The following is a 21755-nucleotide window of genomic DNA, read 5'->3' as shown; positions in this document are numbered from 1 at the left end:
GTAGGCCAAATAAGATTAACATAATTACTGAAAATAATTATGATTTCCTATAAAAAATAAGGGAAAACCCGTAGTTAAATAAAGATTTTGAAGTCTTTGGAGATTTTTTCTACAATGTAAGCAGGAATATTAAGCTCTTCTGATATTCGCGGCCATTCAGAAATCTGCTCCTGAACTTTCTCAATAATTCCTTTCGGGTTTTTCACGGAAAATTCTTCTGCTAATCCAAGTAAATCCTTTAGCTGGATGTTATCACGTTTATTATTAATAGACAGCGCACGACTGATTTTATGATAATTGAAATCTACGTTTAATGGGTAGGTGAGGTCGTAAGCAGGAGCGAGGTTCCATTTGTCAGAATTCTTATCATATATAAAAGAATGATTTTTTAGATGATCATCAATATTAGCAAAGACCAGATTGAAAACCATTCGCTTAAAAATTTCCTGAATCTCATTGTATGGTACTTTTAAATCCAGTGCTAATTTGAAAAGATTTTCATAAGATGAGTTATCTGGTTTTTGGAAGTCCCATCCTGTCAAACCGCTTGCGGTTAAAACGTGTTGCTTTGTTCCATTTTGCCTATCGTACCTAAGCGTAGTGAAATGTTTATCGTTAATCAATTTAGAAGGCATCATTGTTATTCCTGCAGCGGTAGCCATCTTATAGTAAGCATATTCTATAACTTCTTTATTGTATTTACCTTCGTTTAAAGAAAGCTTTACCAGGTAATGTTTGTAATCTCTAGAGGAAACAATATCTCCCGGAATAATCTCTCCTGTTTCAATGTTTTCTGAAATTAAAAGTTTTGGTCTGGCACCACCGGCAGAGGTACCCATTTTGAAAATATTTAGTAAAGCCAGGTTATCAAAATTCTTTTCTGATGTCTGTTCTTTCTGATCAATTACTTTTTTTAATACTTCAATTATTTCTTCCAGGTCAATTGCTGAAGTTTTTGGAATATTTTGTGCCGGTTCATATTCCAAAGCACCCATCCCACGATTAGCTACATAGGTTAACTGCTCCAGTGGGGTGAGTTTAGTTTTATCTTTATTATTGGCTTCAAACCATTCCTTAAAAATGATATTTCCAAACATATCTGGAAGGGAATCAGCTATGGCGGGAGGAAGTCCTTTAAAAGTATTTCCTTCAAATTCAGAGAATACCTGTACAGGTTTTATTCGTTTAATGATATATGGAAAAATGTTCAGCAATTCATTGGTTTCTAAAAATTCAGGATTATACTGAAAGAAACTTTTTCGTTGATCCAAATCGTAACCTAACTTTCCAACCTCATAATCAAATAGTTTTACATTTAGGATAGTATTTTTAGCCATAATGGTTAATATAAGGAGCTATTAGTATTTTTTTCATTATAAGCTTTTACACCATTATAAAACTTCTCCAAATCATCGAAATGGTGGGCAATTTTTAAAATGGTATCAATTGTTGAATTTTTACCACTTTCAAATTTTTGAATAGTATATCGAGATATTCCCAGTTGATCAGCCAATTCTTGCTGGCTTAATTCAAAACGACCTCTCTGAAGTTTGCACCATTTACCTAGTTCTTCTTTGGTTTGCTTTATAGTGACGAGTTCGAGCATAATGTATGTTATAGTAAACAAATATAGCTAAAAATGTTAATATGTGTATTATAATAAACCAAGTAATTAGGTTTATTCTGTCTTTTGCCCCATATCTACCATAACCTTGCGCCGGATCCTGTGCTGTTTTTATAGTGTACGGGAAGTTAAGCGTTAAGTAAAAACAGCATAGGGCGCATTGGATTGTGGTTCTTTTATTTGATCTATTTAACAGCATTAGCCGCAAACTAAGAATCATTGTTCTTATTTATAAAAATCAGGATGTGTATCGTCTTCTTCGTAATCTCTTTTCCGATTCTCGTAATTATTTTTGGGATCTGCAGCTTCTATTAGGGATTGTAAAATGGCTAAAGTTGGGTTTATTTTATTCTTTTCCATATCCTTCAAAAGGGCGATTACTGCATTTATTCTTTTTTTAATAAGTTGTTCAAGGCTCACTTTTGAAGGAACTAAAGTCTCAAAAGGAGAGAGATTATTTTTCTCAAAAAAGTCGAGAATCAGGTCTAAAGTTTCGGACTGGTTACTATTGTTCTTTTTAGAAAACTCCCGGAATCTTTTTGCTGTACTCGCTTTCAATTGAAGCCTTGATTTTGTCATTTATGGATACTATTTTAATATTTACTGGCTACAGCTATCTTAATTTTACAGGGCCTTCCAGCTAGATATATCCACCTGGGTGGATATTTTTGTCTCTTTTAATTTTTTAACCACCTGAAAAACAGTAATTTGAATAATACAACCTTGCTTTAGCAGGTTACCCTCTTGCTATTCAAATTCCATCCGCTTCGCTTCTAAAATTTAAATAGCTTTTTCACATCACTAAATCGCTAAAATCATGTGTTTAATGATCAGCCTTGAAACTCCTTTAAATTTTCTAAAATTCAGTTTTAACTACCTTCTCTTTGATTCCTTTAGAGCTAAAATCTCTTGAGGAGGTAAGTCAAAAAAGTTAATAACTGTAATCTTATTTCGTGATTCATTTCCTATTTGAGCTTCTAAAATTAGGCTATCAAAACTCTTTTTTTGGCTTACTTCCGAAGCCACTTTTTAAACGAACCTCTTTTTCCTAAGCTGTAGCTTTTTAGCGGAAGCGTGGAAAATGTGGTGAGGACTTTTGAGTACTAATCATTCTCGCCAACTTCTACCTTCCCATTTAATGATATTGAACATTTCAGGCAACCGGTCTCCAATATGATGTCCATACCGGGCCGATATTGCTGAGGGGTTTTCATTGGTAGTCACAAAAGTTTTTAATCTTCGCCGGTGTCTTTCATAAAGCAATTTTCCGATAATCTCTTCCCGGTTATAAGCCTTGTTTTCTTTACCCACATCATCCAGGTACAGTTTTCCGCGGTAATAATCTTCCAGTTTGAAATTGCTGTTTTTATTCTGTTGCGATTCGTAATACCGGGTCAGTAAATGAACTGTCGAAATCTGGGGGAACCAAAGTTGTGTGCTTCGGGTTTGCTTCAGAATTATTCTACCAATGTTATGGATGGCATCAAAAAGCGTGGATTTTCCTACGCCGTAACCTCCATACACCAACAATCCTTTGTCAAGTCCTGGTTTATTTTTTATGATCTCAAATTCATTAAAATTTTGCTGTTGTAGGAAATAGCGGAAAATGCTGAAAACTATTTGTTGGTTTCCCTCTGTTATTTGGAATTCGGGATATAGGCTGCGAAACAACTTCCAGAACACTTCTTTGCTAACTGGAGCTATTTTAAACTCAGATTGCCTCTTTTGTACAACAGGCTTGGATACCATAGCTGGAAACTGAGTACTAGTCATAACTTTGGATTTTATGCTGAACCTGGAGGTCCATGGTTTTTAGTTTCACCGGTTTTTTTCCCTGGGCAATCAACTGTCCTATTTTTTCTCTGAGTTTATGGGTGCTTAGGATTATTCCTTTCCAGAATTCTTCAGAACCATTTAGCAACTCATAAGCAACCTGAAGTTGTTCTTCTGAAACACCATCTTTTTCCAGCATCAACCGAATTGGTGTCAAACAATCCTCGAATCCCGCCTGGTCTAATTTTTTTGTTGGTGCGCCTTTATTTTTTAAATTTTTTAAAAAGAGTTGCTGAAATTTAAATGCCCAGTTGAAATAGCCCAGATAGTTTTCTGGAATTTCAGATTTATCAACTTTTAGAAATTCTTTTTTATTTAAAGCTTTAAGGTTTTTTAGTTTAAGGTTTAATTGTTTATCTATACTCGCAATGCTTCGGACTTGCTTTGAGCATTGCTCAGACACTGCTGTGTGCAATGCTCTGTCCAATGCTTTAGGCGGTGCATTGGTATTTTTTACCAAAGCAATAATGTTGGAGGTATATTGGTTTTTGCTTTTCTGGACCCATTTAATAAATTCCCAGTCAACCAGGTCTTCAAGCGCGCGGATATAAGTTTTATAATTCCTAATTCCCAAAGCTTCCATTGCCAGGTCGGTTGGAAAACCAAAGTTTTCTTTCCAACCTAACCTATTGCAGCGTTCAATGGCAAAAAAATAAATAGCGGTATGGACCGGTTTAACCTTGTTAGGATGATTAAAACTAAAATCAAACCACGCCCTTGAAAATTCATATCCGTTCATAGGAATAAAATTTATAAGTGGATTGAGAAAATCGGTTCTAATGGATTGGGCTTAAATCAATAAGTGCCTGTTCAATTTCGCTTCGCTTATAATACACACGTCGTCCTAATCCGTATGGTTTCAGTTTGCCCCGCTTGGTCCAGTGGTGCACAGTTGAAAGGTCAATTTTAAGCATTTTAGAAACTTCAGTTCTTGTGAGGTATTCTTCCGGTTCCTTTGGACGAAATTCTTGTTTAAGGATTTCAATTTCTTTTTTCACTCCAAGTAGAATAACGTTTACTAATTCTTCAGGAGTTGTCTGGTGTAGTTGGATAACTTTTTTCATTACATTGTGTTTTTTGGTTTACAATGCAAATCAATAAAATCTAATGGCATACCATTGGCATACTATGTCGTTAGTACGTCATAACTTTAACTTTTTCTTAAGTTAAGATCGGTTTATCCATTGTTTCAAATGGAATTCCAGCTCGTGAATTAAGGGTGTTAAGTCTGTGGAACGTTTTCTTATAGATTGAAGTTTTTCACGCTTGTCAAAAGGTAAATCTAATAGTTGCTGAAAAAAATCAAATACTTCTTTTTCGGATCCGCCATTAATTTTTTTAGCCTGGATAAGTGCTTTAATTAACTCGGCCAGTTCGAGAGGAGTACCCAGCCATTTAATACGATTTTCCTCGCGGAATTCTTTCAATTCCCGCTCTTGTAAAATACTATTTACTTTATAATGTTTATCAAGGCTGAGAATAGATTTTTTGAAATCTAAAGTGTCCTGTTGGGAATATTGTGGTAGCGGATTATGGAAGGTGAAAAATTCGGTGATAATATTATCCTTCTCTGGAAGATGAAATTCCTCCAGTTTATTATGAAAAGCTTGAATAAAATCATATTCAGTAAGTAGATGGGGTTGACTTTGTATGGGTAAGCTCGGTAAATTTTTATCGACAGCTAAGACTCCTGTTATTTGCTGAACAATAGCTTCAAATAATAGGAAGTGGTATTTTTCTTTTGTTTGTAACGGTACTCCTTTATAGAGTAGAGGTCTTTTATAAGTAGTATTGAAATAGGCCTTGACCTGGTAAGGCATGACTTTATAATTATTGATGAAGATTAGAATATCGTTATACAGGTCCCTCATAAAGATTTCCATATCAACCTTAAAATACCTTCCGTGGGCTTTCTTAAAATAAAAATCGTAAAATGCGGAATTGATATCGATTTCCAGGAATTGCTTTAAGGAACATAGCTTTAAAACTGGTAGCTGTAACTGGTTATATTCAATATTTTTCGGCTTCATCTTTTAGATCGATATGATTGGATTCACAATAATTCCCATTTAACTAAAATCAACTTTTAGCCGCCAGTTTTTCGTATAAATCTGCTATTTGCTGGGCACTATCCATAGCAGATTTCCCTATATATCCTAAGAACATTTTTTCCGTACTATGTGCGGTGATTCTCATTAATAATGGTGTTGGAAATATACCGTATTGGTTAGTTGCAAAAGTCCTGCGGCATACGTGAGAAGTAATCAATTCGTATTTGGGGAAAGTGCCGGTTATTTTCCTTTTAGTGCCTTTCTTTTTATAACGGCCTTTTTCGTCTTTTTCAAGTATTTCTCCGTTTTCATCAAGCATAACAATTTTTGCTCCTTCTGTAAGCGAATTTATTCCAACCGTATTACATAGAATTTTTAAATCGTTATTAAAATTTTGAAGGGCTATTTGGTAGGGTAGTCCTTCTTTTAAAATTTCTTTGGTAGTAGGAAGCACAGGTATAGTAACATTTTTGCCTGTCTTCTGTTGTTTCAGTTCAATTAGTTCCAACCCATTTCTTGTGATAAAATTATCTTTCGATAGTCGAAGTAGATCACCTCCTCTTTGTCCAATATTGCAACCCAATAAAAGCCATTTCCTAACATTCTTAAGGCTATCAGATTCTAATTCGGCCTTTTCAATTCTATGAAGTTCATCCGGAGTTAAATAAATGATGAAGTCATTTTTTGTTTTTCCTCCTTTAACCTTCTTAAGTTGATGACTAACTTCTAAACCATTTATTTCGGCATCTGCACAGACTGATTTGAGATCATCAATTTTCTTTCTGGCGTAACCTTCAGAATAATTTTGTGAACTGAGCAGCCAATCTAAAAATTTTCTACCAAATTTGATATCTACATCTTTCACTCGATATTTTTTAGCCCCTTGGTACTTTTTGAAAACGTTCAAAAGGTTTTTATAGGATTTAACCCTACTTAAAGAGATTCCCAAGCCTCCTCGAGCATTTTCTCGGGTATGAGCATTATCTATTAATTCTTGAATACAATCTGTTATTAAATCACTTTTAATTTCATCATCCACATGTTCATCTTCCTCTGGCTTGTAAAAATTGTAAAGAATTTCTTTAAGCCAATTTTTCTGTTCAGGTTTGGGTTTTTGCTTCTTATACTTAGAAAGAAGAAAGTCTTCTAATTCGGACAGTTTTGAATTAACTTCGGCTATTTTTCTTTTGTCAACTGCATCTAAACCCCGCCTTTTATGCCTTGTAGTATTCCAATACTCTTTTGGAACCTCCAACTCTGTTTTAGCTTCAAATTGAAACTTTTTGTGATTTTTATCCTTATCTTGTAGGCGCACTGTAAGTGGAGCTTGTTGCCTTTTGGAACGGTAAAGAAAATATATTGTAGCCATAAGGATATATTGAGTAAATATAAAGATAAGACATATTCATTTTTGTTGTACGCAAATTGTACGCACGAGGAAGAATATAAAAGAATTTCGCGCAATCCATATCAATTTAAGCTGGGACAACATAAAGCCGGAAGCCGTTGATTTTACTAAGCTTATACTGGTTTTTTTGAATATCCGAAATGAACTTAAAATTTTAACGCAACACTACCGTCCCGAGTACTTAAAGCCTTGTTAATCAACTGATTTTCAAGGCTTTTTTGTTTTTAAAAAAATGGTGGTCTAATTTCTTCTCTTTTCTAACTTTCCTGCAAATAAATTTAATTCCAAAATTTACGTGAACTCTTAAAGAATAGCTACTTTCGCGCAAATTTTCAAAAGCAGTACAAATAGTGGTGAACAAGCGAAATTTAGCAGAAAAAGACAGAGAAAGATTAGAAAATTTAAAGGAAAGCTTAGGGAGATCGAGAGATACTTTCCTTGGATACCCGGTTTCTAAAGACTTCGATTATTCTGAGCTTAACCCATTTTTACAATATCCAATTAATAACCTTGGCGATCCTTTTGAAGAGGGAACCTGGAAAGTGCAAACACACCAAATGGAAAAGGAAGTAGTGGCTTTCTTTGCCAGGCTTTTTAGAGCGCAACCAAAAGATTATTGGGGTTATGTAACCAATGGAGGTTCTGAAAGTAATTTGTATGGTCTTTACCTGGCTCGGGAAATGTATCCTAAGGCAATGGTGTACTATTCAGAATCTACTCATTATAGTGTGCGCAAGAATATTCATCTGCTAAATATTCCGAGTATTGTAATAAGGTCGCAGGAGAACGGCGAGATAGATTATGAAGATTTTGAGAATACCCTTAGAATGAATCGGCATAAACCTGCTATAGTGCTTACCACTTTTGGAACTACGATGAAGGAGGCTAAAGATGATGTTTCTCGAATAAAAGGTATTCTAAGAAATCTTGCGGTGCAGGATCACTATATTCATTGTGATGCGGCACTCTCAGGAAGCTACGGTGCTTTTATGGAACCCAGGGTGCCTTTCGATTTTAAGGATGGTGCCGATAGTATATCTATTAGCGGGCATAAGTTTGTAGGCTCACCTATTCCTTGCGGAGTGATCATCACCAAAAGAGGTCATCGAGATCGCATTGCGAAGGGTATTTCTTATATAGGTTCTCTAGACACTACGATTACCGGTTCCAGGAATGGGCATAGTCCCTTGTTTTTATGGTATGCCCTAAAGCAATTGGGGGGAGAAGGGATGAAAGCTCGTTACCTACACGGACTTGAAGTTGCCGAATATTGCAAAAATCAGCTTAATGAAATAGGAGTGAAGGCATGGAGTAATCCTGGTTCTCTTACCGTGGTGATGCCAAGAACGCCTGAAGCGGTAAAACAAAAATGGCAACTGGCTACCGAGGGAGAGGTATCACATATTATCTGTATGCCTAACGTTACTAAAAGCCAGATTGACGAATTCATTGAAGACCTGGCAAAAACAGAGGAATTAGAGGAAGAGGAATTTGGATTTGACTTGTGATTCTTTGCTGCTTTAACAATCCTCATCGGGATCTTCTACGGCGCAATGATCAGCGTGGTAGGCGTTTCTTTCTCCCATTGGTTTTTCTAATCCTATTGTGGTGTCATATCGGGTTTGATGTTCCATTTCTGAATTTATTTCGGCTCCCATTAATATGATAAAAGCCGTGAGAAACAGCCATAGCATTAAAATGGCTACCGCAGCAAAACTTCCGTAAAGATCGTCGTAACTTCCAAAATTCGCTACATACCAGGAAAATAATATAGAACCTGCCAGCCACAATAATGAGCCAATTACAGCGCCCCAGCTAACCCAGCTAAACCTTGGATTTGTTCGGTAAGGAGCAATTTTATAGATCATGCTTAAATTAAAGATTAAGATCAATCCAAGAAAAACCCAGCGTAACCAGTTTAGCATGTTTTCTAATTGAGGAGTTAAGCCAAGGTTTTTTACGAGTAAAGGAAAGAAGATCACAATTAATAAGCTTATAAGTCCTATCACTAAACCTCCCAGGGTAAATAGTAGGCTAAGCAGATTTTTCATGATTATTCCCCGGTTATCAATTTCATCGTAAGCAATATTAATACCTTGCAAAAGTGCACTTGTTCCCTTATTGGCACTCCAAATACTTATCATGATACTTATGAATAATCCCCAGCCAATTTCCTTTTTAGAACGTTCCAGAACGGGTTCCAGGAAATCGGTTATCATTCCAAAAGCCCGGTCCGGTAAAATTAAATTTAAGTATGAAATTTGTTCTTCAATTCGGGCTGGTTCCAGTACCAGGCTGTAAATCGAGATAGCGGCCACGATAGTGGGGAAAATAGCGAGAAAGAAATAAAAAGCAACTCCGGCTGAAATTATCTGCACGTGGTCAAATTTCATTTCCTTGTAAACACGTTTTCCAATATCTATCCAGCCGGTAAAAGGGATTTGATGGGGCCATTTTGCTTCTTCTCCTCGGTACTTTCGTCTCTTGCTTTCGCTCATTTTTTAAGATTCAGCTAAAGATTTTAAATGTAGATGTCTACTATGGCATATACAAGAATTCTAACATTAAATTATTTTTTATAAGTATAGGTTGCTATACTATCGTTGTTCGGAATAATAAACAACAGGTTATTATTTTTCATTTCAATTGAAACACTTTCCTTTATTTGCTTATCCAGAGGAGTAATTCCGGTTTCTGAAACTTTTTTGAAGTCATCTATAGATTTTACCAATAAACCTTTTAAAGAGGAATACCCACCATGATAGGTATTCACTTCATAAGAATTACCGCTTACCAATAAATGCTCTTCTCCTTCAATATTTATTATCTGAAAAGATTTAATAGGAGCGGTTTGAAATTCCTGAGGGAATTCAATGAATTCAGAAAATTTGCCATTCTCATTTTTAAGGTATCCCGATGCTAAAGTGTTAACCTCATAGGTTTGGGCGGAAGACAGAACTTGCGGAGTGAAAATATCTTCCATGGTCTTTAAAGAAAATTGCTGGTGAGTAGGGAACTTCTTACTGATGAAACTCATTTGAGAAGCTAATTCATTCCTGGAATTTAACGGATAGTAATTGCCTCCCTTATTATAGGCAATAACAGTTTCAGGCTTTCCATCTCCATTTAAATCGCCATAATACATTTTTAACGGAGCTTCTTTTTTCGCGGAATATCTGGTGTTCAATCCCCAATTTCCAAGTAATATGTCTTTATCGCCGTCATCATCTATATCATAAAAAGCTATACTCTGCCATAAACCTAAAAGATCTTTTGGTAAAGCAATCTTATTAAAATTTCCATTCTGGTTTAAGTAGACCTTAGGAGTATCCCATTCCGCAGCGATTAATATATCTACCGAGCCGTCTCCATTAATATCTTCGGATTTTACGTGGGTAAGCATTCCATTCACAGAGAAATTTGGCTGCTCAACCAGTTCGCCGTTCTTATTGTTTTTCAAAAGATAAGAGGTAGTGTTTCTACCAAAATCACCGGGTACAGAGCGATTAGCAACAAACAGGTCTGTATAACCGTCCCGGTTATAATCGAGGCTGGTAAGTGAAGAGGTGTTTAGATAATTATTTGGGATGGCACCGATGGCTTGATCAAAATTACCGTTGGTATTTATATAAAGCCTGTCATTTTCGAAGAATTTCATTCGGGCAGAGTTAATCCCCGAGCCAACATAAAGATCAAGGTCTCCGTCTTTATCGATATCCAGAAATTCAGCGGTAGTATCTTCAAATTCTTTATGCCTTAAGAATATTTCAACAGAAGTCTTCTTAAGCTTTGTTCCGTCATTGAGAAATAATTTTCCGGCATGGCCAGAAGCTCCACCTATAAAAATATCTTCGAAGCCATTATTGTCTATGTCCCCGGTTGCAACAGCCGGCCCCTGCATAGAGACACTATAGGGAATTAACTTTTCCTGATGAAAATCATCATATTCATCTTCTTTATGCGTGTATTCTAATGTTTCGTTAGCTTTAAAAAAGCTTTCCCTGTCGTCTACCTTACGGTAATTATAGGGAGCAGCGCTTTCAGAATATGCAATTCTAAGGTTTTGATTTTTTTTAGGCTGAATTATTTGATAGGTGTTATTTGGCCAAATAATATGAATTGAATCGATCCTTGATTCTTTATCCAGTCCGAAATGGAGTTTGCTTTCTACTGAAGATAAAAAACCCCGGGAGTTGAATAATTGTTTTATTTGTTGCTTACCATCAGAAAAGAGTATGGCTTTGGTTCCTATTCCTTTGCTATTATTAGGGTAATCGAATTCAAGCGAAATATAGCCTCCAGAATTATTTGTGGTGTTTTCGTAAATTCCCGCAATTTCATTTAAGTTATTTACTACAAGGTCCAGATCTCCATCCAAGTCTAAATCTACATAGATGGCGCCATTAGAAAAAGATGCTTCATCTTCTATCCATTTTCCGGTTTGTTTTTCAAATTTTAGGGAGTTTCCTTTAAAAATTTCATTGGAAACTTTTCCCGGCGGCATTTCGTCTTTAGAATTATAAAGCCACTTCATACCTTCATTCGGGCTTCTGTTTTTAAAAGCGGTGGCCACAAAGTTTTTAAAATCAAGGTCATTTGGCCGGCGTAAAATTCCATTGGAAATAAATAAATCTTGGTGCCCGTCGTTATTGAAATCTGCCAGTAGCGGAGCCCAGCTCCAATCTGTTGCCTCTATGCCGTTAAAAATAGCCATCTCCTGAAAATTGGAGCCCTCAGTATTCATTTGTAACATGTTGCGTGCGTATTGCTCTTTATACCCCAGTTTTTTAAGGCGCTTTTGCATATTGTACATAGCATCGTCGCCTTCACTTTCCTTAATCACTTTTTCATCTTCAGGAAGCATGTCCAGGGTTACTAGATCTTGATAACCATCGCCGTTAATATCAGCAGCATCGCTTCCCATAGAAAATCTGCTTAATGTGGAAAATGCTGTGTTAAGTGTTTCTTTGAAACTACCATCCTGATTGTTTATATAGTAGTAATCGTCTTCATGAAAATCATTACAAACGTAAATATCTACCCAGCCATCATTGTTAAAATCGGCCAGGGTCGCACTTAATCCGTAGCCATTTATTCCGCCGTAGATGCCGGCTTCCTCGCTTACATCCTTAAATTCACCATTATTATTCTGCAGCAGCACATCGCCTACTAGTGGAGCTCTCTTGTTTCTTACTGATGCAAGGCCGTGTGAGCGGGTAGTGTGTACCGCGTGGTTAACAATATAGACATCTAAATCTCCATCTTTGTCATAATCGAAAAAATAAGATTGGGTTGCATAGCCTTTAAAATCCAGGCCATATTTTGCTGCTTGCTCACTAAAAGTTCCATCTCCATTATTGATAAAAAGCTCATTACGACCTTCGAAATCTAAAAGCCCAGAAACCGCAGAAACATAAATATCCAATAAACCATCGTTATTGATATCTACCATGGTTGTACCTGTACTCCAGCTAGATTTACCTTCTACATCCGCTTTTTTGGTTACATCTTCAAACTCCAGGTTTCCTTTGTTTAGAAAAAGTTTGTTCTTGCCCATATTGGAGACAAAATAAAGATCTGGAAGGCTATCATTATTGATATCTCCGGTGGCTACTCCACCGCCATTATAGTAATATATATAATTAATAATACTATGCTCAGGATCTTCGGTGATTTCATTGATGAAGTTTACGTTAGTGACCTCCGGAGATAATTTATTGAGTAAGTAATCTTGTTGGTTTTGAGACTCAGTATCCTTATTGCACGCAACACTCAACAATAATAAAGTAAGTAATCCAGAAATTTGGCGCTTCATTTCTAATAAATTAGTTAATTCGCTAATATATCAATTTAAGATAATATTAACTATTTCTGAAATTCTTAAATTAACCAATCTTAAGTAGGTATGCTACTTTAGTATGAAACTATGGTAAGCTTTCTAAAAACATTAATTTTTTCTTTTGGATAAGAATTATAGATCACTTTTTTCGATTCCCGTGCTAGAACCTTCAGGAGGATAACTGCTTTTGTTTCTAAGAGCATCAATTTGTTCCCGGGTAAATTGCGGAAGTGGCATTTCCCACTCCTTTTTCCAGTTTTCAACTTCGGCTTCAGCTTCAGCTGATTTTTCTTTAGAAAGGCCTTTATCTTTTCCGAAATAAATAGTTTGAGAAGGGAAGGCAAAATCGGTTCCGCTGCGGTCTACGACCTCCATCATTCTTAGCATAAGATCTTCCCGTATTTCAAGGAATTCGTCATAGCTACGAGCATCTAAATAGGCGAAAATTTCAAGGTCTAAAGAATGTGCGCCAAAACCTATAAATCGAATTCTGGCCGGGTCTTCGTATACTTTGGGATGTTTATAAAGTACTTTTCGAAGTTCTGTAAGCAAAAAACGCAATTGATCTGATGAGGTTTCATATCTAAAATTTAAAACGCTTATAAATCTGAATCTATCACGATGCGCATAATTTTCAATAGTATCAGATGAAAAAGCGCCATTGGGAATAGTCACTACCGTACGGTCTAAAGTACGAATTCGGGTAGAGCGAATTCCTATTTTTTCGATGTGACCCGTAACTTCCCCTACCTTACAAAAATCGCCAACCCTAATAGGTCTGTCGGCTATTAAAGTAACGCTTCCAACAAAATTTTCTATGGTTTTTTGAGCACCAAGTGCCAGCGCAATACCCCCAATTCCTAGCGCAGCAAGTCCAGTAGTTACGTCAATTCCTACCGCTCCTAGAATGCCGATAATTCCAAACGCTACAATTGCGATCTTAGCGGCACGCTGTAGAAAAAGAACTATGGAAACCCCGGCGGGATTACCCCTCATTACCATTTTTTCCTGGGTTATTTTACCAATGAAATCTGATAATCTCCATAATAGAATAAGAATGGCCGCTATTCCTACGGTTATGGTAATGGCACTAAATTTTTGCCTTAAAATAATAGAGAGTTCAAGATTTCTTGAAAGCGATACAAATATCCAAACTGCCAAATAAAGTTTTACTGGCAGTTTTAAGGCCGTGATAATTCCTGACACTGGAGAATGTCTGGCTTTCTTCCATAATTTTTTCAGTAGAAAGATTATAATTGAAACTACCAGCAGGGAAATAAAATAACTTAGAACGAGTAGCACCAGCGCTATTACCCATTGTCCCGCCGGAACTCCACCCCAAAGATATTTTTTGAAGCTTTCGGGTAATATTTGGTCAATTAAGGCCGGGTTTGCTGTTTTAAGAGTGCTGATAGCCCGGGTAGTTTCATCAGAAAAAAGCCAAATGGAGTAACCTTCTTCGTCTTTGTATTTTTCAAGAAAAATATCGATTTTTTCACCATCTTCGGCTTTTACGCTTCCAATTTTTTCCAGATCTTCATTAATACCGTCATCTAATTCACCGCCAGGCTCATCGCTAATGGCGTAATAAGGTTCAATATTTCCTTTTTGGTCAAATAAACGCTGCAGAATTTGTATAATTCTCTCCTTTTCTTCTTGAGTTGAGATACTGGCCGGAAAATTTAAAAACCTGGCGGCCCTATTGTAATTTAACCCTGCCATGGCATCTATAAAACCGTTTACGGTGCCGCGGGGAGTTCTTCTTCCCAGTGGATCCTTCGGAATTTTCTCTGCTTCCTCTTCTTTATCCTGATTAGTGGATAAAGGGAACTGGGCTTGAATACTTGAGCTGGAGAGCAAAAGGAAAAAAATAATAAAAACCTTATAAATTGTGGTGATTGGCTTCATAGATTCACGGTTTCAAACTAAAATCGAATATAAGAAATTGTTTTTATCGCCCAGGCTTATTAGTTTTCTTTAAAGGCTTTTGCAGGTTAAGATTTATAAAGCTTCCTTAAAACTTAAGCTTAAACTCTTTAAAGAAGGTTAAATGTCTTGAAACCACCTTTATAAACTGGTAAATTCAACAAAAAGAATTTAAAAAGAGGAAATGGAAAAGACAGTAAAAATTAAAGAAGTTAAGCCGGTAACTCACGATGTGAAACAATTTATAGTAGAAAAGCCAGATGGCTATAAATTTACACCGGGTCACGCTACCGAGGTTTCTATAAATACCGAAAAATGGAAAAATGAAAAAAGACCATTTACTTTTACCAGTTTAAATGAAGACGATTATTTAGAATTTACCATTAAGATCTATCCAGATCACGACGGAGTAACTGAACAGTTAGGTAAATTAAAATCGGGAGACGAATTGATTGTTCGGGATACCTGGGGAGCTATAGAATATAAAGGCCCGGGATATATTATTGCCGGAGGTGCAGGAATAACACCCTATATTGCTATGCTTCGTGAGCTAAAGAAAAAGAACAAATTAGATGGCATTAAATTATTTTACTCTAATAAATCTGATAAAGATATTATTCTGAAAGAGGAATTAGATACTATGTTAGGAAAAAATGCCACGTATGTAATTACCGACCAAAAGGACACCAACTTTACCAATGCATATATTAATGAAGATTTCCTAAAAAAACATATAGAGAATTTTAACGAAAAATTTTATGTATGTGGTCCCCCTAAAATGACGGAAGAAATTGGAGATATTTTAGAAAAGTTAGGTGCAGATCCAGATGCGGTAACTTTAGACGATCAATAGGCAAAAACATAAGTTTTTGGAAAGAAGCTCTGGAGATAGTTTTTATAAAAATTGAAAGATTTAAATTGAAGCATATTTTATCTTTGCTATTTTAGTAGACTATGATTTTCTTCGAAATTAATAATCCGGGGCTTTTCTTTGTTTGTGTGCTCATCTTTTTTGCTGCAGTTTTTCTTAGGTACCTGGTTTCCGCAGGAATATTTTATTGGTATTATTTCAGACTGAAAAGTGAAAAATTCAGGAACAAAAGGTTAAGTACACGCGGTTTTAGAAAAGGGCAATTAAAAAAGGAAATTTACTGGAGCATGTGGTCTTCGCTGATTTTTGGCTTTTTTGGTGCGCTCACTTATTTTCTATGGCAAAAAGGCTTTACCGCAATCTATCTGGATCTTGACAAATTCGGATTATGGTATTTACCAGTGAGCTTCATTTTACTTTCTTTACTTCACGAAACTTATTATTATTGGGTGCATCGGTGGATGCATAATCCAAAGGTTTTTAGAAAAATTCATAAAGTGCATCACGATAGTTTAGTGCCCAGCCCCTGGACGGCTTTTTCTTTTCATCCGTGGGAATCGCTACTCGAAGCTGTAGTAGTTCCGCTAATTCTGCTCTTTCTTCCAGTTTATCCTATTGTGATTGGAGTTTATTTAATTTTTATGACACTTAGCAGTGTAATAAATCACTTAGATATTGAGATTTACCCAAAAGTTTTTATGAAAAGCCGCCTGGGAAAAATGTTTATAGGTGCCACGCATCATCATTTTCATCACGCCGAGTTTAAAACCAATTTCGGGCTTTATTTTACGTTCTGGGACAAATTGATGAATACTGAAAGCAGGTCTAAGATATCTTCAGAGTAATTATGTTAGATGCTAAAATAATCCCTAAGTTTCGGGACAACTTTGCGTTATTGCACTTATAAATTCTTCTCTTACAATTATTTCAACTTTTTATTAGGTTTCATTATCTTGAAGCCAAAATAAAAATTCATGATAAAAAAATTACCTATTCTGGGGTTGGCCGCAATTCTTGCAGCTGGGTGCGGAAGTGAGAAATCTGTTTTTGGCACTAAAGAGAAGTCGGCTGAAAACACTTCAAAAAAATCTACAAACGGACTCAAATCCTACGGCGAAGTCATTACTTCAGAAGCTGAATCTGATGAAGGACTTTTTACTACACACTTCGTAGACGATAAACTTTATTTTGAAATTCCGGTAGATTTACTGGATAAAGATATGCTTTTGGTAAGCCGTATTGCCGGTGTGCCTGATGGTTATGGCGGCGGTTATGTGAATGCCGGTTCTAAAGTAAATGAACAGGTGGTGCGCTGGACGAAACGGAAAGGAAATATTGATGTAAAGGTGATTAGTTTTGAAAATATGAGCGATGAGGAATCGCCAATTTACAAATCGGTGAAAGCCAATAATTATTTTCCAATCCTGTTTAGTTCGAAAATTGAAACTTATAACGCAGATTCCACAAAAGTTGTAATTGAGGTGAGCGATCTGTTTGAAAACGAGGTGCAGGCCATAAACGGACTTTCTTCTTCTCTTCGGAAACGTTATAAAGTTAAGAAACTAGATCAGAGTAGATCTTATATAGAGTCTGCCAGCTCATACCCCAAAAATGTAGAGGTAAAACACGTCATGACATACGAGGCTGAAGAACCACCAACACGTGATCAGGCCGGTACTATATCTATGATGATGAACCAATCTATGATCTTGTTGCCAGACGATAAAATGCAACCTAGAATTGCAGATCCTCGTGTAGGCTGGTTTACCATAGATAAATACGATTATAATTCAGAAGAATTAAAAGCCGATGATTACGAGTTGATTCGCAGGTGGCAGTTGGTACCTAAAGATATTGAAGCTTATAAACGCGGTGAATTGGTAGAGCCTAAAGAGCCTATAGTTTATTATTTAGATCCTGCCACGCCTGAAAAATGGCGCCCATATTTTAAACAGGGAATTGAAGACTGGAATGTTGCTTTTGAAGAAGCCGGGTTTAAAAATGCGATAATCGCTAAAGATCCGCCTACGAAAGAGGAAGATCCTGAGTTTAGTCCTGAAGATGTGCGTTACTCAGTAGTTCGATATGTAGCCAGTACAACCAGAAATGCCGTTGGTCCCTCGGTTACAGATCCAAGAACAGGGGAGATTATTGAAAGTGATATTATTTGGTATCATAATCATTTGCGTTCTTACCGAAACCGGTATATGATTGAAGCCGGTGCGCAAACCGAAGATGCCAGGACTTTAAATACCCCCGAATCTGAAATTGGCGAAATGATGCGAATGGTAATTGCCCATGAAGTTGGCCACGCCCTTGGACTTCCGCATAATATGAAAGCGAGTTCAGCTTACCCAACAGATTCTTTAAGGTCGGCAGAATTTACCCAGAAATATGGTTTAACGCCCTCAATTATGGATTACGCCCGGGTGAATTACGTGGCGCAACCGGAAGACGAAGGAGTGAGATATATTAGAATGATGGGGCCATACGATTTGTATGCCATCAACTGGGGTTATAGATATTTGCCTGAAGCCGAGTCTGCCGAAGCAGAGAAAGAAAAATTAGATGAATGGATTTTAGAAAAGGCCGGAGATCCATGGTATGAATTTGGAAACGGTTATGGCGGAGTAGACCCACAATCCCAGCGAGAGAGTTTGGGAGACGACCAGGTAAAAGCCAGTGAATATGGATTGGCGAATCTTAAAAAAGTAGTTCCAAACTTAATTGAATGGACTTCTAAAGATGGTTATGCTTATGACGATCTTGAAGAAGTGTACAGGGAGTTAACTTATATGTGGCGAGGTTATGTGTCGCACGTGGTTACCAATGTTGGCGGGGTTTATGAAACTCGTAAAACCTCTAATCAGGATGGTGTGGTTTATGAAAATGTACCGAAGAAAAAGCAGGAAGAGGCAGTTGACTTCCTGGTAGAAAAAGCTTTTACTACGCCCGATTGGTTGCTTAACCAGGAAATTTTAAACCGAATTGAAGCTTCGGGAGCTATAGAACGAGTGCAGGGCTTACAAACTCGTGCCTTAAACAGTTTGCTGGATGAAGACCGCTTAAACAGAATGATCGCTAATGAAGAAGTAAATGGTGATAAAGCCTATACCGCGGTAAATTTAATGAGCGATTTACGAAAAGGGATTTTTAGCGAACTTTATAATCGAAATAAAGTTGATGCTTACCGTAGAAATCTTCAGCGTTCTTATGTAGATATTGCTTCAGAATATCTTATGAAATTAAATGCTGAAGATAACGATGCTTTATTGAAATCTGATATTTTACCTCTTATGCGCGGTGAAATGAAAACTTTAAAGCGAGAAATAAACCGAAGAAAAGCGGGAACAAATCATTCGTTGACCCAATATCACTGGGAAGATCTAATCGCCAGGATAGATGCTGCGTTAGATGTAGAGCCTTAATTTTAGCAGGAAATCAATAGAAACCCCGAAAAGCAAGGATGTTTTTCGGGGTTTTATTTTTTATTCATTCCGTCCCGATGCTTCGGGATTATTTCAGAATCTAAGTTGTTGCTTTCTGTGGTGAGTTTATAAAATTCTGAATTTGTTCCATTTCTTTAATCGAATTGGTTGGAATATGTCTTGTTTTTCCGTTTTTAAGCTTCAGGCTTAAACGTTTTCTTCCGAAGAAATTTTTCGGAACAGGATGTTGAATTTCATCTAAAGGAATCACTTCTTTAGTGCTAAGTCTAGTGAAATAATACAATATAGGAAATGATGCGAGACCTATGGGAATCCAAAGCCAGGTGAGAAGATCCCAATTGGCTACCGGAGTATTGAAAATCCGAATTAGCATTTGAAATATATTTGAAATCATCACGAATTTTAGCATCAAATAGGTGATTTTGATATTATCATCAATTTTTAGCTGCTTGTTTTCCTCGTCCAATTTTATCTTCATTGGCTTAGTAGAATTTTAGTAAATGTAATGAATTTTACAGTGAACTTTTGTTTAAGAAATGTGCCTAACTATTTTCCCGATGTTAAACTTGAAAATATTGCCGTTTCATAATTGTGGCAGAAGCTTTACCCGCTTACCTTTAAGGCGTTAAAGTTACCTGTAAACTTTGGCTCCAAAAGCGAGTATATGCAGCATCCCCCCAAGTATGAAATTTTACTAGCTGAAGATAATTCACTTATTCTAAAGCTGGAATTAAGAAGTTTAAAGAGACTAGTGAAATGCCCAGTAAAAGGCTTCTGGCAAGGTGGCGAATTAATAGATCATTTAAAACAAACCGCAAATTCAGAGCATTTAAAACTTATTTTTTTAGATCTAAATATGCCGCGGGTGAATGGCTGGGATGTTTTGGATTTTCTTGAAGATTTTGAATATAAAAATTCTATTTATGTAATTGTACTAAGTGCTTCTATGTATGAGCCAGACCAGAAGCGAGCCTTAAAATATAGCCGCGCAATTGGTTACTATGATAAATTTTTAGATACTCAGGAGCTTTCCGAAATTTTAGACCAGGAAGTTTTAAAAAGCACCTTTAATTTTGAATTTAAAGAATTAGAAGAAGGAGAAAACACTTCCTGCGATCAAACCTTAGATTTTATCTCTTAAAACTTACCTTACCGGAAAATCAAAATAGGTTTCCGGATAGGGTTCATTTCTCAAGGTATAATGCCACCATTCTTCTGGATAAGGCCTAAAGCCATTTTTAATCATTATTCGTTTCAGCAAAGAACGATTTGCCTTTTGTTCTTTTGTGATCTTATCTGTATTGTGGTGGGAAATATCCCCAAAGAAATCATAGCCACTTCCCATATCTAACTCCTTTCCGGTTTTAGCATCCATAATTGTTAGGTCTATTGTGCTCCCACGAGAATGCCCGGATTTACTGGCTATATAACCTAGCTGAAAAAGATCTTTTTTAGCAACTTCCGGATAAAACTTTGCTTTGGTGAGGGTGTCTGCTGGATTCCTGGCCCATTCAATAAAATGGTTTACCGCTGTTTGAGGGCGGTAAGCATCAAAAATTTTAAGACAATATCCCTGTGACATCAGGTCGTTTTGCACCTTCTCCAGAGCTTCGGTTGCAGGTTTGCTTAAAATACCCACGGGTTTTTGGTAAGAATTTACTGGTTTTCCAATAAAATTATTACTGCCTGCATATCGAATATCAAGTTTTATATCGGGGATTTGTTCTTTAATATAAACAAAATCCTTGGGTAGATTTTTTTCCTGGGTAAGTCCAGTATTTATGCTAATTAGAAAAAGTAAAAGGTAGGTTAAGCTTTTCATTTCTATTGAATTTTAAGCCAAGTTACTTAAAATATTATTCTCTGATTTTCATCATATTTTATCGGTTGGTAAAGTCTTAGTTTTAAGATGATTAATTTAAAGAAAAAGGTCATGGAATTAAAAGGAAAAGTAGCTCTTATTACGGGCGCGGCATCTGGAATTGGAGAAAGTACAGCCTTGCTATTTGCAAAGGAAGGAGCAAAGGTTTTTTTAACCGATATCAATGAAAAGGATGGAAAAGCACTGGTGGAGAAAATCGAAGCATCTGGAGGAGAAGCTGCTTTTCTAAAAGCTGATACTTCGCAACCCGAAGATTCTGAAAAAAGTGTGGCTGAAGCAATAAAGAAGTTCGGCAAATTAGATATTGCGGTAAACAACGCCGGTATTGGCGGGCCACAGAAGCCCGTGGGTGAATATGAAATTGATGCCTGGGATAAGGTGATAAGTATCAACCTTTCGGGAGTTTTCTATGGCATGCGCTACCAGATTCCTGCAATGCTTAAAAATGGTTCGGGAAGTATTATAAATGTAGCTTCCATCCTAGGAAGTGTAGGATTCGCAAATTCAGCAGCCTATGTAGCAGCAAAACATGGGGTGGTGGGCTTAACAAAATCTGCCGCCTTAGAATATTCAGCAAAAGGAATAAGGGTAAATTCGGTAGGCCCTGCTTTTATAAAAACGCCTTTGCTAAAAGGTCTTGATGAAGAGCTATTGTCTCAATTGGTAAATGTTCATCCTATTGGCCGTTTAGGCGGAGCAGATGAGGTTGCCCAGCTTTTTGTTTGGCTGGCCAGCGAAAGGGCTTCATTTGCTACAGGTGCCTATTATCCAATAGATGGAGGTTATCTGGCTCAGTAGAATTAGCAGCCTTTAATATTGAATAAATTAAGCTGATAACGTGAAATCTATCAGCTTAGTAATTTAAATGCACA

General features: G+C 36.6%; 19 protein-coding genes. 6 read left to right on the top strand and 13 right to left on the bottom strand.

The window, feature by feature from the left end; genetic code table 11:
* Nucleotides 1-74 precede the first annotated feature (74 nt).
* From APB85_RS02635 to APB85_RS02600, 8 genes are all read right to left on the bottom strand, one after another.
* Nucleotides 75-1337: a type II toxin-antitoxin system HipA family toxin gene (locus APB85_RS02635; protein WP_057480598.1), complete on the bottom strand. Its 1263-nt coding sequence runs from the start codon at nucleotides 1335-1337 to the stop codon at nucleotides 75-77.
* Between the two features lie 5 nt (nucleotides 1338-1342).
* Entirely contained in the window at nucleotides 1343-1606 is a 264-nt protein-coding gene (locus APB85_RS02630) for a helix-turn-helix domain-containing protein (RefSeq protein WP_057480597.1), read from the bottom strand.
* Nucleotides 1607-1849: 243 nt separating this feature from the next.
* A complete protein-coding gene (locus tag APB85_RS02625; RefSeq protein ID WP_057480596.1) occupies nucleotides 1850-2203 on the bottom strand; it encodes a BfmA/BtgA family mobilization protein in 354 nt (117 codons plus the stop codon).
* A 528-nt stretch (nucleotides 2204-2731) separates the two neighbouring features.
* Entirely contained in the window at nucleotides 2732-3397 is a 666-nt protein-coding gene (locus APB85_RS02620; protein ID WP_057480595.1) for a P-loop NTPase family protein, read from the bottom strand.
* On the bottom strand, nucleotides 3390-4196 hold the full coding sequence (locus APB85_RS02615) for a hypothetical protein (protein ID WP_057480594.1): 807 nt from the start codon (nucleotides 4194-4196) through the stop codon (nucleotides 3390-3392). The genes APB85_RS02620 and APB85_RS02615 overlap by 8 nt, the downstream gene beginning before the upstream one ends.
* Nucleotides 4197-4233: 37 nt before the next feature.
* A complete protein-coding gene (locus APB85_RS02610; protein ID WP_057480593.1) occupies nucleotides 4234-4521 on the bottom strand; it encodes a helix-turn-helix domain-containing protein in 288 nt (95 codons plus the stop codon).
* A gap of 102 nt (nucleotides 4522-4623) precedes the next feature.
* Nucleotides 4624-5487 (bottom strand): RteC domain-containing protein, encoded by an 864-nt coding sequence (locus APB85_RS02605; protein ID WP_057480592.1) that lies wholly within the window; start codon nucleotides 5485-5487, stop codon nucleotides 4624-4626.
* Nucleotides 5488-5536: 49 nt separating this feature from the next.
* Nucleotides 5537-6877: a phage integrase SAM-like domain-containing protein gene (locus APB85_RS02600; RefSeq protein ID WP_057480591.1), complete on the bottom strand. Its 1341-nt coding sequence runs from the start codon at nucleotides 6875-6877 to the stop codon at nucleotides 5537-5539.
* 392 nt (nucleotides 6878-7269) lie between these two features.
* On the opposite strand from APB85_RS02600, the gene APB85_RS02595 reads away from it, so the two are divergent.
* The gene (locus APB85_RS02595; RefSeq protein ID WP_057480590.1) at nucleotides 7270-8424 is read left to right on the top strand and encodes a histidine decarboxylase; all 1155 of its coding nucleotides are present in this window, start codon (nucleotides 7270-7272) and stop codon (nucleotides 8422-8424) included.
* Nucleotides 8425-8436: 12 nt separating this feature from the next.
* Here the strand turns inward: APB85_RS02595 and APB85_RS02590 are convergent, their stop codons facing one another.
* The 3 genes from APB85_RS02590 to APB85_RS02580 all read right to left on the bottom strand — a co-directional run bounded on the left by APB85_RS02590 (nucleotide 8437) and on the right by APB85_RS02580 (nucleotide 14663).
* Nucleotides 8437-9414 (bottom strand): YihY/virulence factor BrkB family protein, encoded by a 978-nt coding sequence (locus APB85_RS02590; RefSeq protein WP_057480589.1) that lies wholly within the window; start codon nucleotides 9412-9414, stop codon nucleotides 8437-8439.
* Between the two features lie 71 nt (nucleotides 9415-9485).
* Nucleotides 9486-12731, bottom strand: a complete 3246-nt coding sequence (locus tag APB85_RS02585; RefSeq protein ID WP_057480588.1) for a VCBS repeat-containing protein — start codon at nucleotides 12729-12731, stop codon at nucleotides 9486-9488.
* 156 nt (nucleotides 12732-12887) lie between these two features.
* On the bottom strand, nucleotides 12888-14663 hold the full coding sequence (locus APB85_RS02580; RefSeq protein ID WP_057480587.1) for a mechanosensitive ion channel family protein: 1776 nt from the start codon (nucleotides 14661-14663) through the stop codon (nucleotides 12888-12890).
* Nucleotides 14664-14865: 202 nt separating this feature from the next.
* Here APB85_RS02580 and APB85_RS02575 point away from each other — a divergent pair, with 202 nt between their 5' ends.
* From APB85_RS02575 to APB85_RS02565, 3 genes are all read left to right on the top strand, one after another.
* On the top strand, nucleotides 14866-15534 hold the full coding sequence (locus APB85_RS02575; protein ID WP_057480586.1) for an FAD-binding oxidoreductase: 669 nt from the start codon (nucleotides 14866-14868) through the stop codon (nucleotides 15532-15534).
* 101 nt (nucleotides 15535-15635) lie between these two features.
* A complete protein-coding gene (locus APB85_RS02570) occupies nucleotides 15636-16397 on the top strand; it encodes a sterol desaturase family protein (RefSeq protein WP_057480585.1) in 762 nt (253 codons plus the stop codon).
* A gap of 129 nt (nucleotides 16398-16526) precedes the next feature.
* Nucleotides 16527-18980 (top strand): zinc-dependent metalloprotease, encoded by a 2454-nt coding sequence (locus tag APB85_RS02565; protein ID WP_057480584.1) that lies wholly within the window; start codon nucleotides 16527-16529, stop codon nucleotides 18978-18980.
* A 100-nt stretch (nucleotides 18981-19080) separates the two neighbouring features.
* Here the strand turns inward: APB85_RS02565 and APB85_RS02560 are convergent, their stop codons facing one another.
* Nucleotides 19081-19479, bottom strand: coding sequence for a hypothetical protein (locus APB85_RS02560; protein ID WP_057480583.1), 399 nt, complete (start codon nucleotides 19477-19479; stop codon nucleotides 19081-19083).
* Between the two features lie 186 nt (nucleotides 19480-19665).
* Between APB85_RS02560 and APB85_RS02555 the strand changes: the two genes are divergently transcribed.
* Nucleotides 19666-20142 carry a response regulator gene (locus APB85_RS02555; RefSeq protein WP_057480582.1) on the top strand — a complete coding sequence of 159 codons (477 nt, stop codon included), beginning with the start codon at nucleotides 19666-19668 and terminating at the stop codon, nucleotides 20140-20142.
* Nucleotides 20143-20145: 3 nt separating this feature from the next.
* Here the strand turns inward: APB85_RS02555 and APB85_RS02550 are convergent, their stop codons facing one another.
* Nucleotides 20146-20823, bottom strand: a complete 678-nt coding sequence (locus tag APB85_RS02550; RefSeq protein WP_057480581.1) for a M15 family metallopeptidase — start codon at nucleotides 20821-20823, stop codon at nucleotides 20146-20148.
* 111 nt (nucleotides 20824-20934) lie between these two features.
* Between APB85_RS02550 and APB85_RS02545 the strand changes: the two genes are divergently transcribed.
* Complete coding sequence (locus APB85_RS02545; protein ID WP_057480662.1) at nucleotides 20935-21681, top strand: SDR family NAD(P)-dependent oxidoreductase; 747 nt, start codon at nucleotides 20935-20937, stop codon at nucleotides 21679-21681.
* Nucleotides 21682-21755: the final 74 nt, after the last annotated feature.

This window comes from Salegentibacter mishustinae (genome assembly GCF_002900095.1).
In the GTDB taxonomy this organism is placed as follows: domain Bacteria; phylum Bacteroidota; class Bacteroidia; order Flavobacteriales; family Flavobacteriaceae; genus Salegentibacter; species Salegentibacter mishustinae.
The sequence above is the reverse complement of the archived record's forward strand: the minus strand, read 5'-3'. Positions and strand labels throughout refer to the sequence as shown.

Excerpts from the sequence above, each read along its gene's own strand:
- APB85_RS02635 (WP_057480598.1), bottom strand. The coding sequence starts at position 1,337 with ATGGCTAAAAATACTATCCTAAATGTAAAACTATTTGATTATGAGGTT.
- APB85_RS02630 (WP_057480597.1), bottom strand. The coding sequence starts at position 1,606 with ATGCTCGAACTCGTCACTATAAAGCAAACCAAAGAAGAACTAGGTAAA.
- APB85_RS02625 (WP_057480596.1), bottom strand. The coding sequence starts at position 2,203 with ATGACAAAATCAAGGCTTCAATTGAAAGCGAGTACAGCAAAAAGATTC.
- APB85_RS02620 (WP_057480595.1), bottom strand. The coding sequence starts at position 3,397 with ATGACTAGTACTCAGTTTCCAGCTATGGTATCCAAGCCTGTTGTACAA.
- APB85_RS02615 (WP_057480594.1), bottom strand. The coding sequence starts at position 4,196 with ATGAACGGATATGAATTTTCAAGGGCGTGGTTTGATTTTAGTTTTAAT.
- APB85_RS02610 (WP_057480593.1), bottom strand. The coding sequence starts at position 4,521 with ATGAAAAAAGTTATCCAACTACACCAGACAACTCCTGAAGAATTAGTA.
- APB85_RS02605 (WP_057480592.1), bottom strand. The coding sequence starts at position 5,487 with ATGAAGCCGAAAAATATTGAATATAACCAGTTACAGCTACCAGTTTTA.
- APB85_RS02600 (WP_057480591.1), bottom strand. The coding sequence starts at position 6,877 with ATGGCTACAATATATTTTCTTTACCGTTCCAAAAGGCAACAAGCTCCA.
- APB85_RS02590 (WP_057480589.1), bottom strand. The coding sequence starts at position 9,414 with ATGAGCGAAAGCAAGAGACGAAAGTACCGAGGAGAAGAAGCAAAATGG.
- APB85_RS02585 (WP_057480588.1), bottom strand. The coding sequence starts at position 12,731 with ATGAAGCGCCAAATTTCTGGATTACTTACTTTATTATTGTTGAGTGTT.
- APB85_RS02580 (WP_057480587.1), bottom strand. The coding sequence starts at position 14,663 with ATGAAGCCAATCACCACAATTTATAAGGTTTTTATTATTTTTTTCCTT.
- APB85_RS02575 (WP_057480586.1), top strand. The coding sequence starts at position 14,866 with ATGGAAAAGACAGTAAAAATTAAAGAAGTTAAGCCGGTAACTCACGAT.
- APB85_RS02570 (WP_057480585.1), top strand. The coding sequence starts at position 15,636 with ATGATTTTCTTCGAAATTAATAATCCGGGGCTTTTCTTTGTTTGTGTG.
- APB85_RS02565 (WP_057480584.1), top strand. The coding sequence starts at position 16,527 with ATGATAAAAAAATTACCTATTCTGGGGTTGGCCGCAATTCTTGCAGCT.
- APB85_RS02560 (WP_057480583.1), bottom strand. The coding sequence starts at position 19,479 with ATGAAGATAAAATTGGACGAGGAAAACAAGCAGCTAAAAATTGATGAT.
- APB85_RS02555 (WP_057480582.1), top strand. The coding sequence starts at position 19,666 with ATGCAGCATCCCCCCAAGTATGAAATTTTACTAGCTGAAGATAATTCA.
- APB85_RS02550 (WP_057480581.1), bottom strand. The coding sequence starts at position 20,823 with ATGAAAAGCTTAACCTACCTTTTACTTTTTCTAATTAGCATAAATACT.
- APB85_RS02545 (WP_057480662.1), top strand. The coding sequence starts at position 20,935 with ATGGAATTAAAAGGAAAAGTAGCTCTTATTACGGGCGCGGCATCTGGA.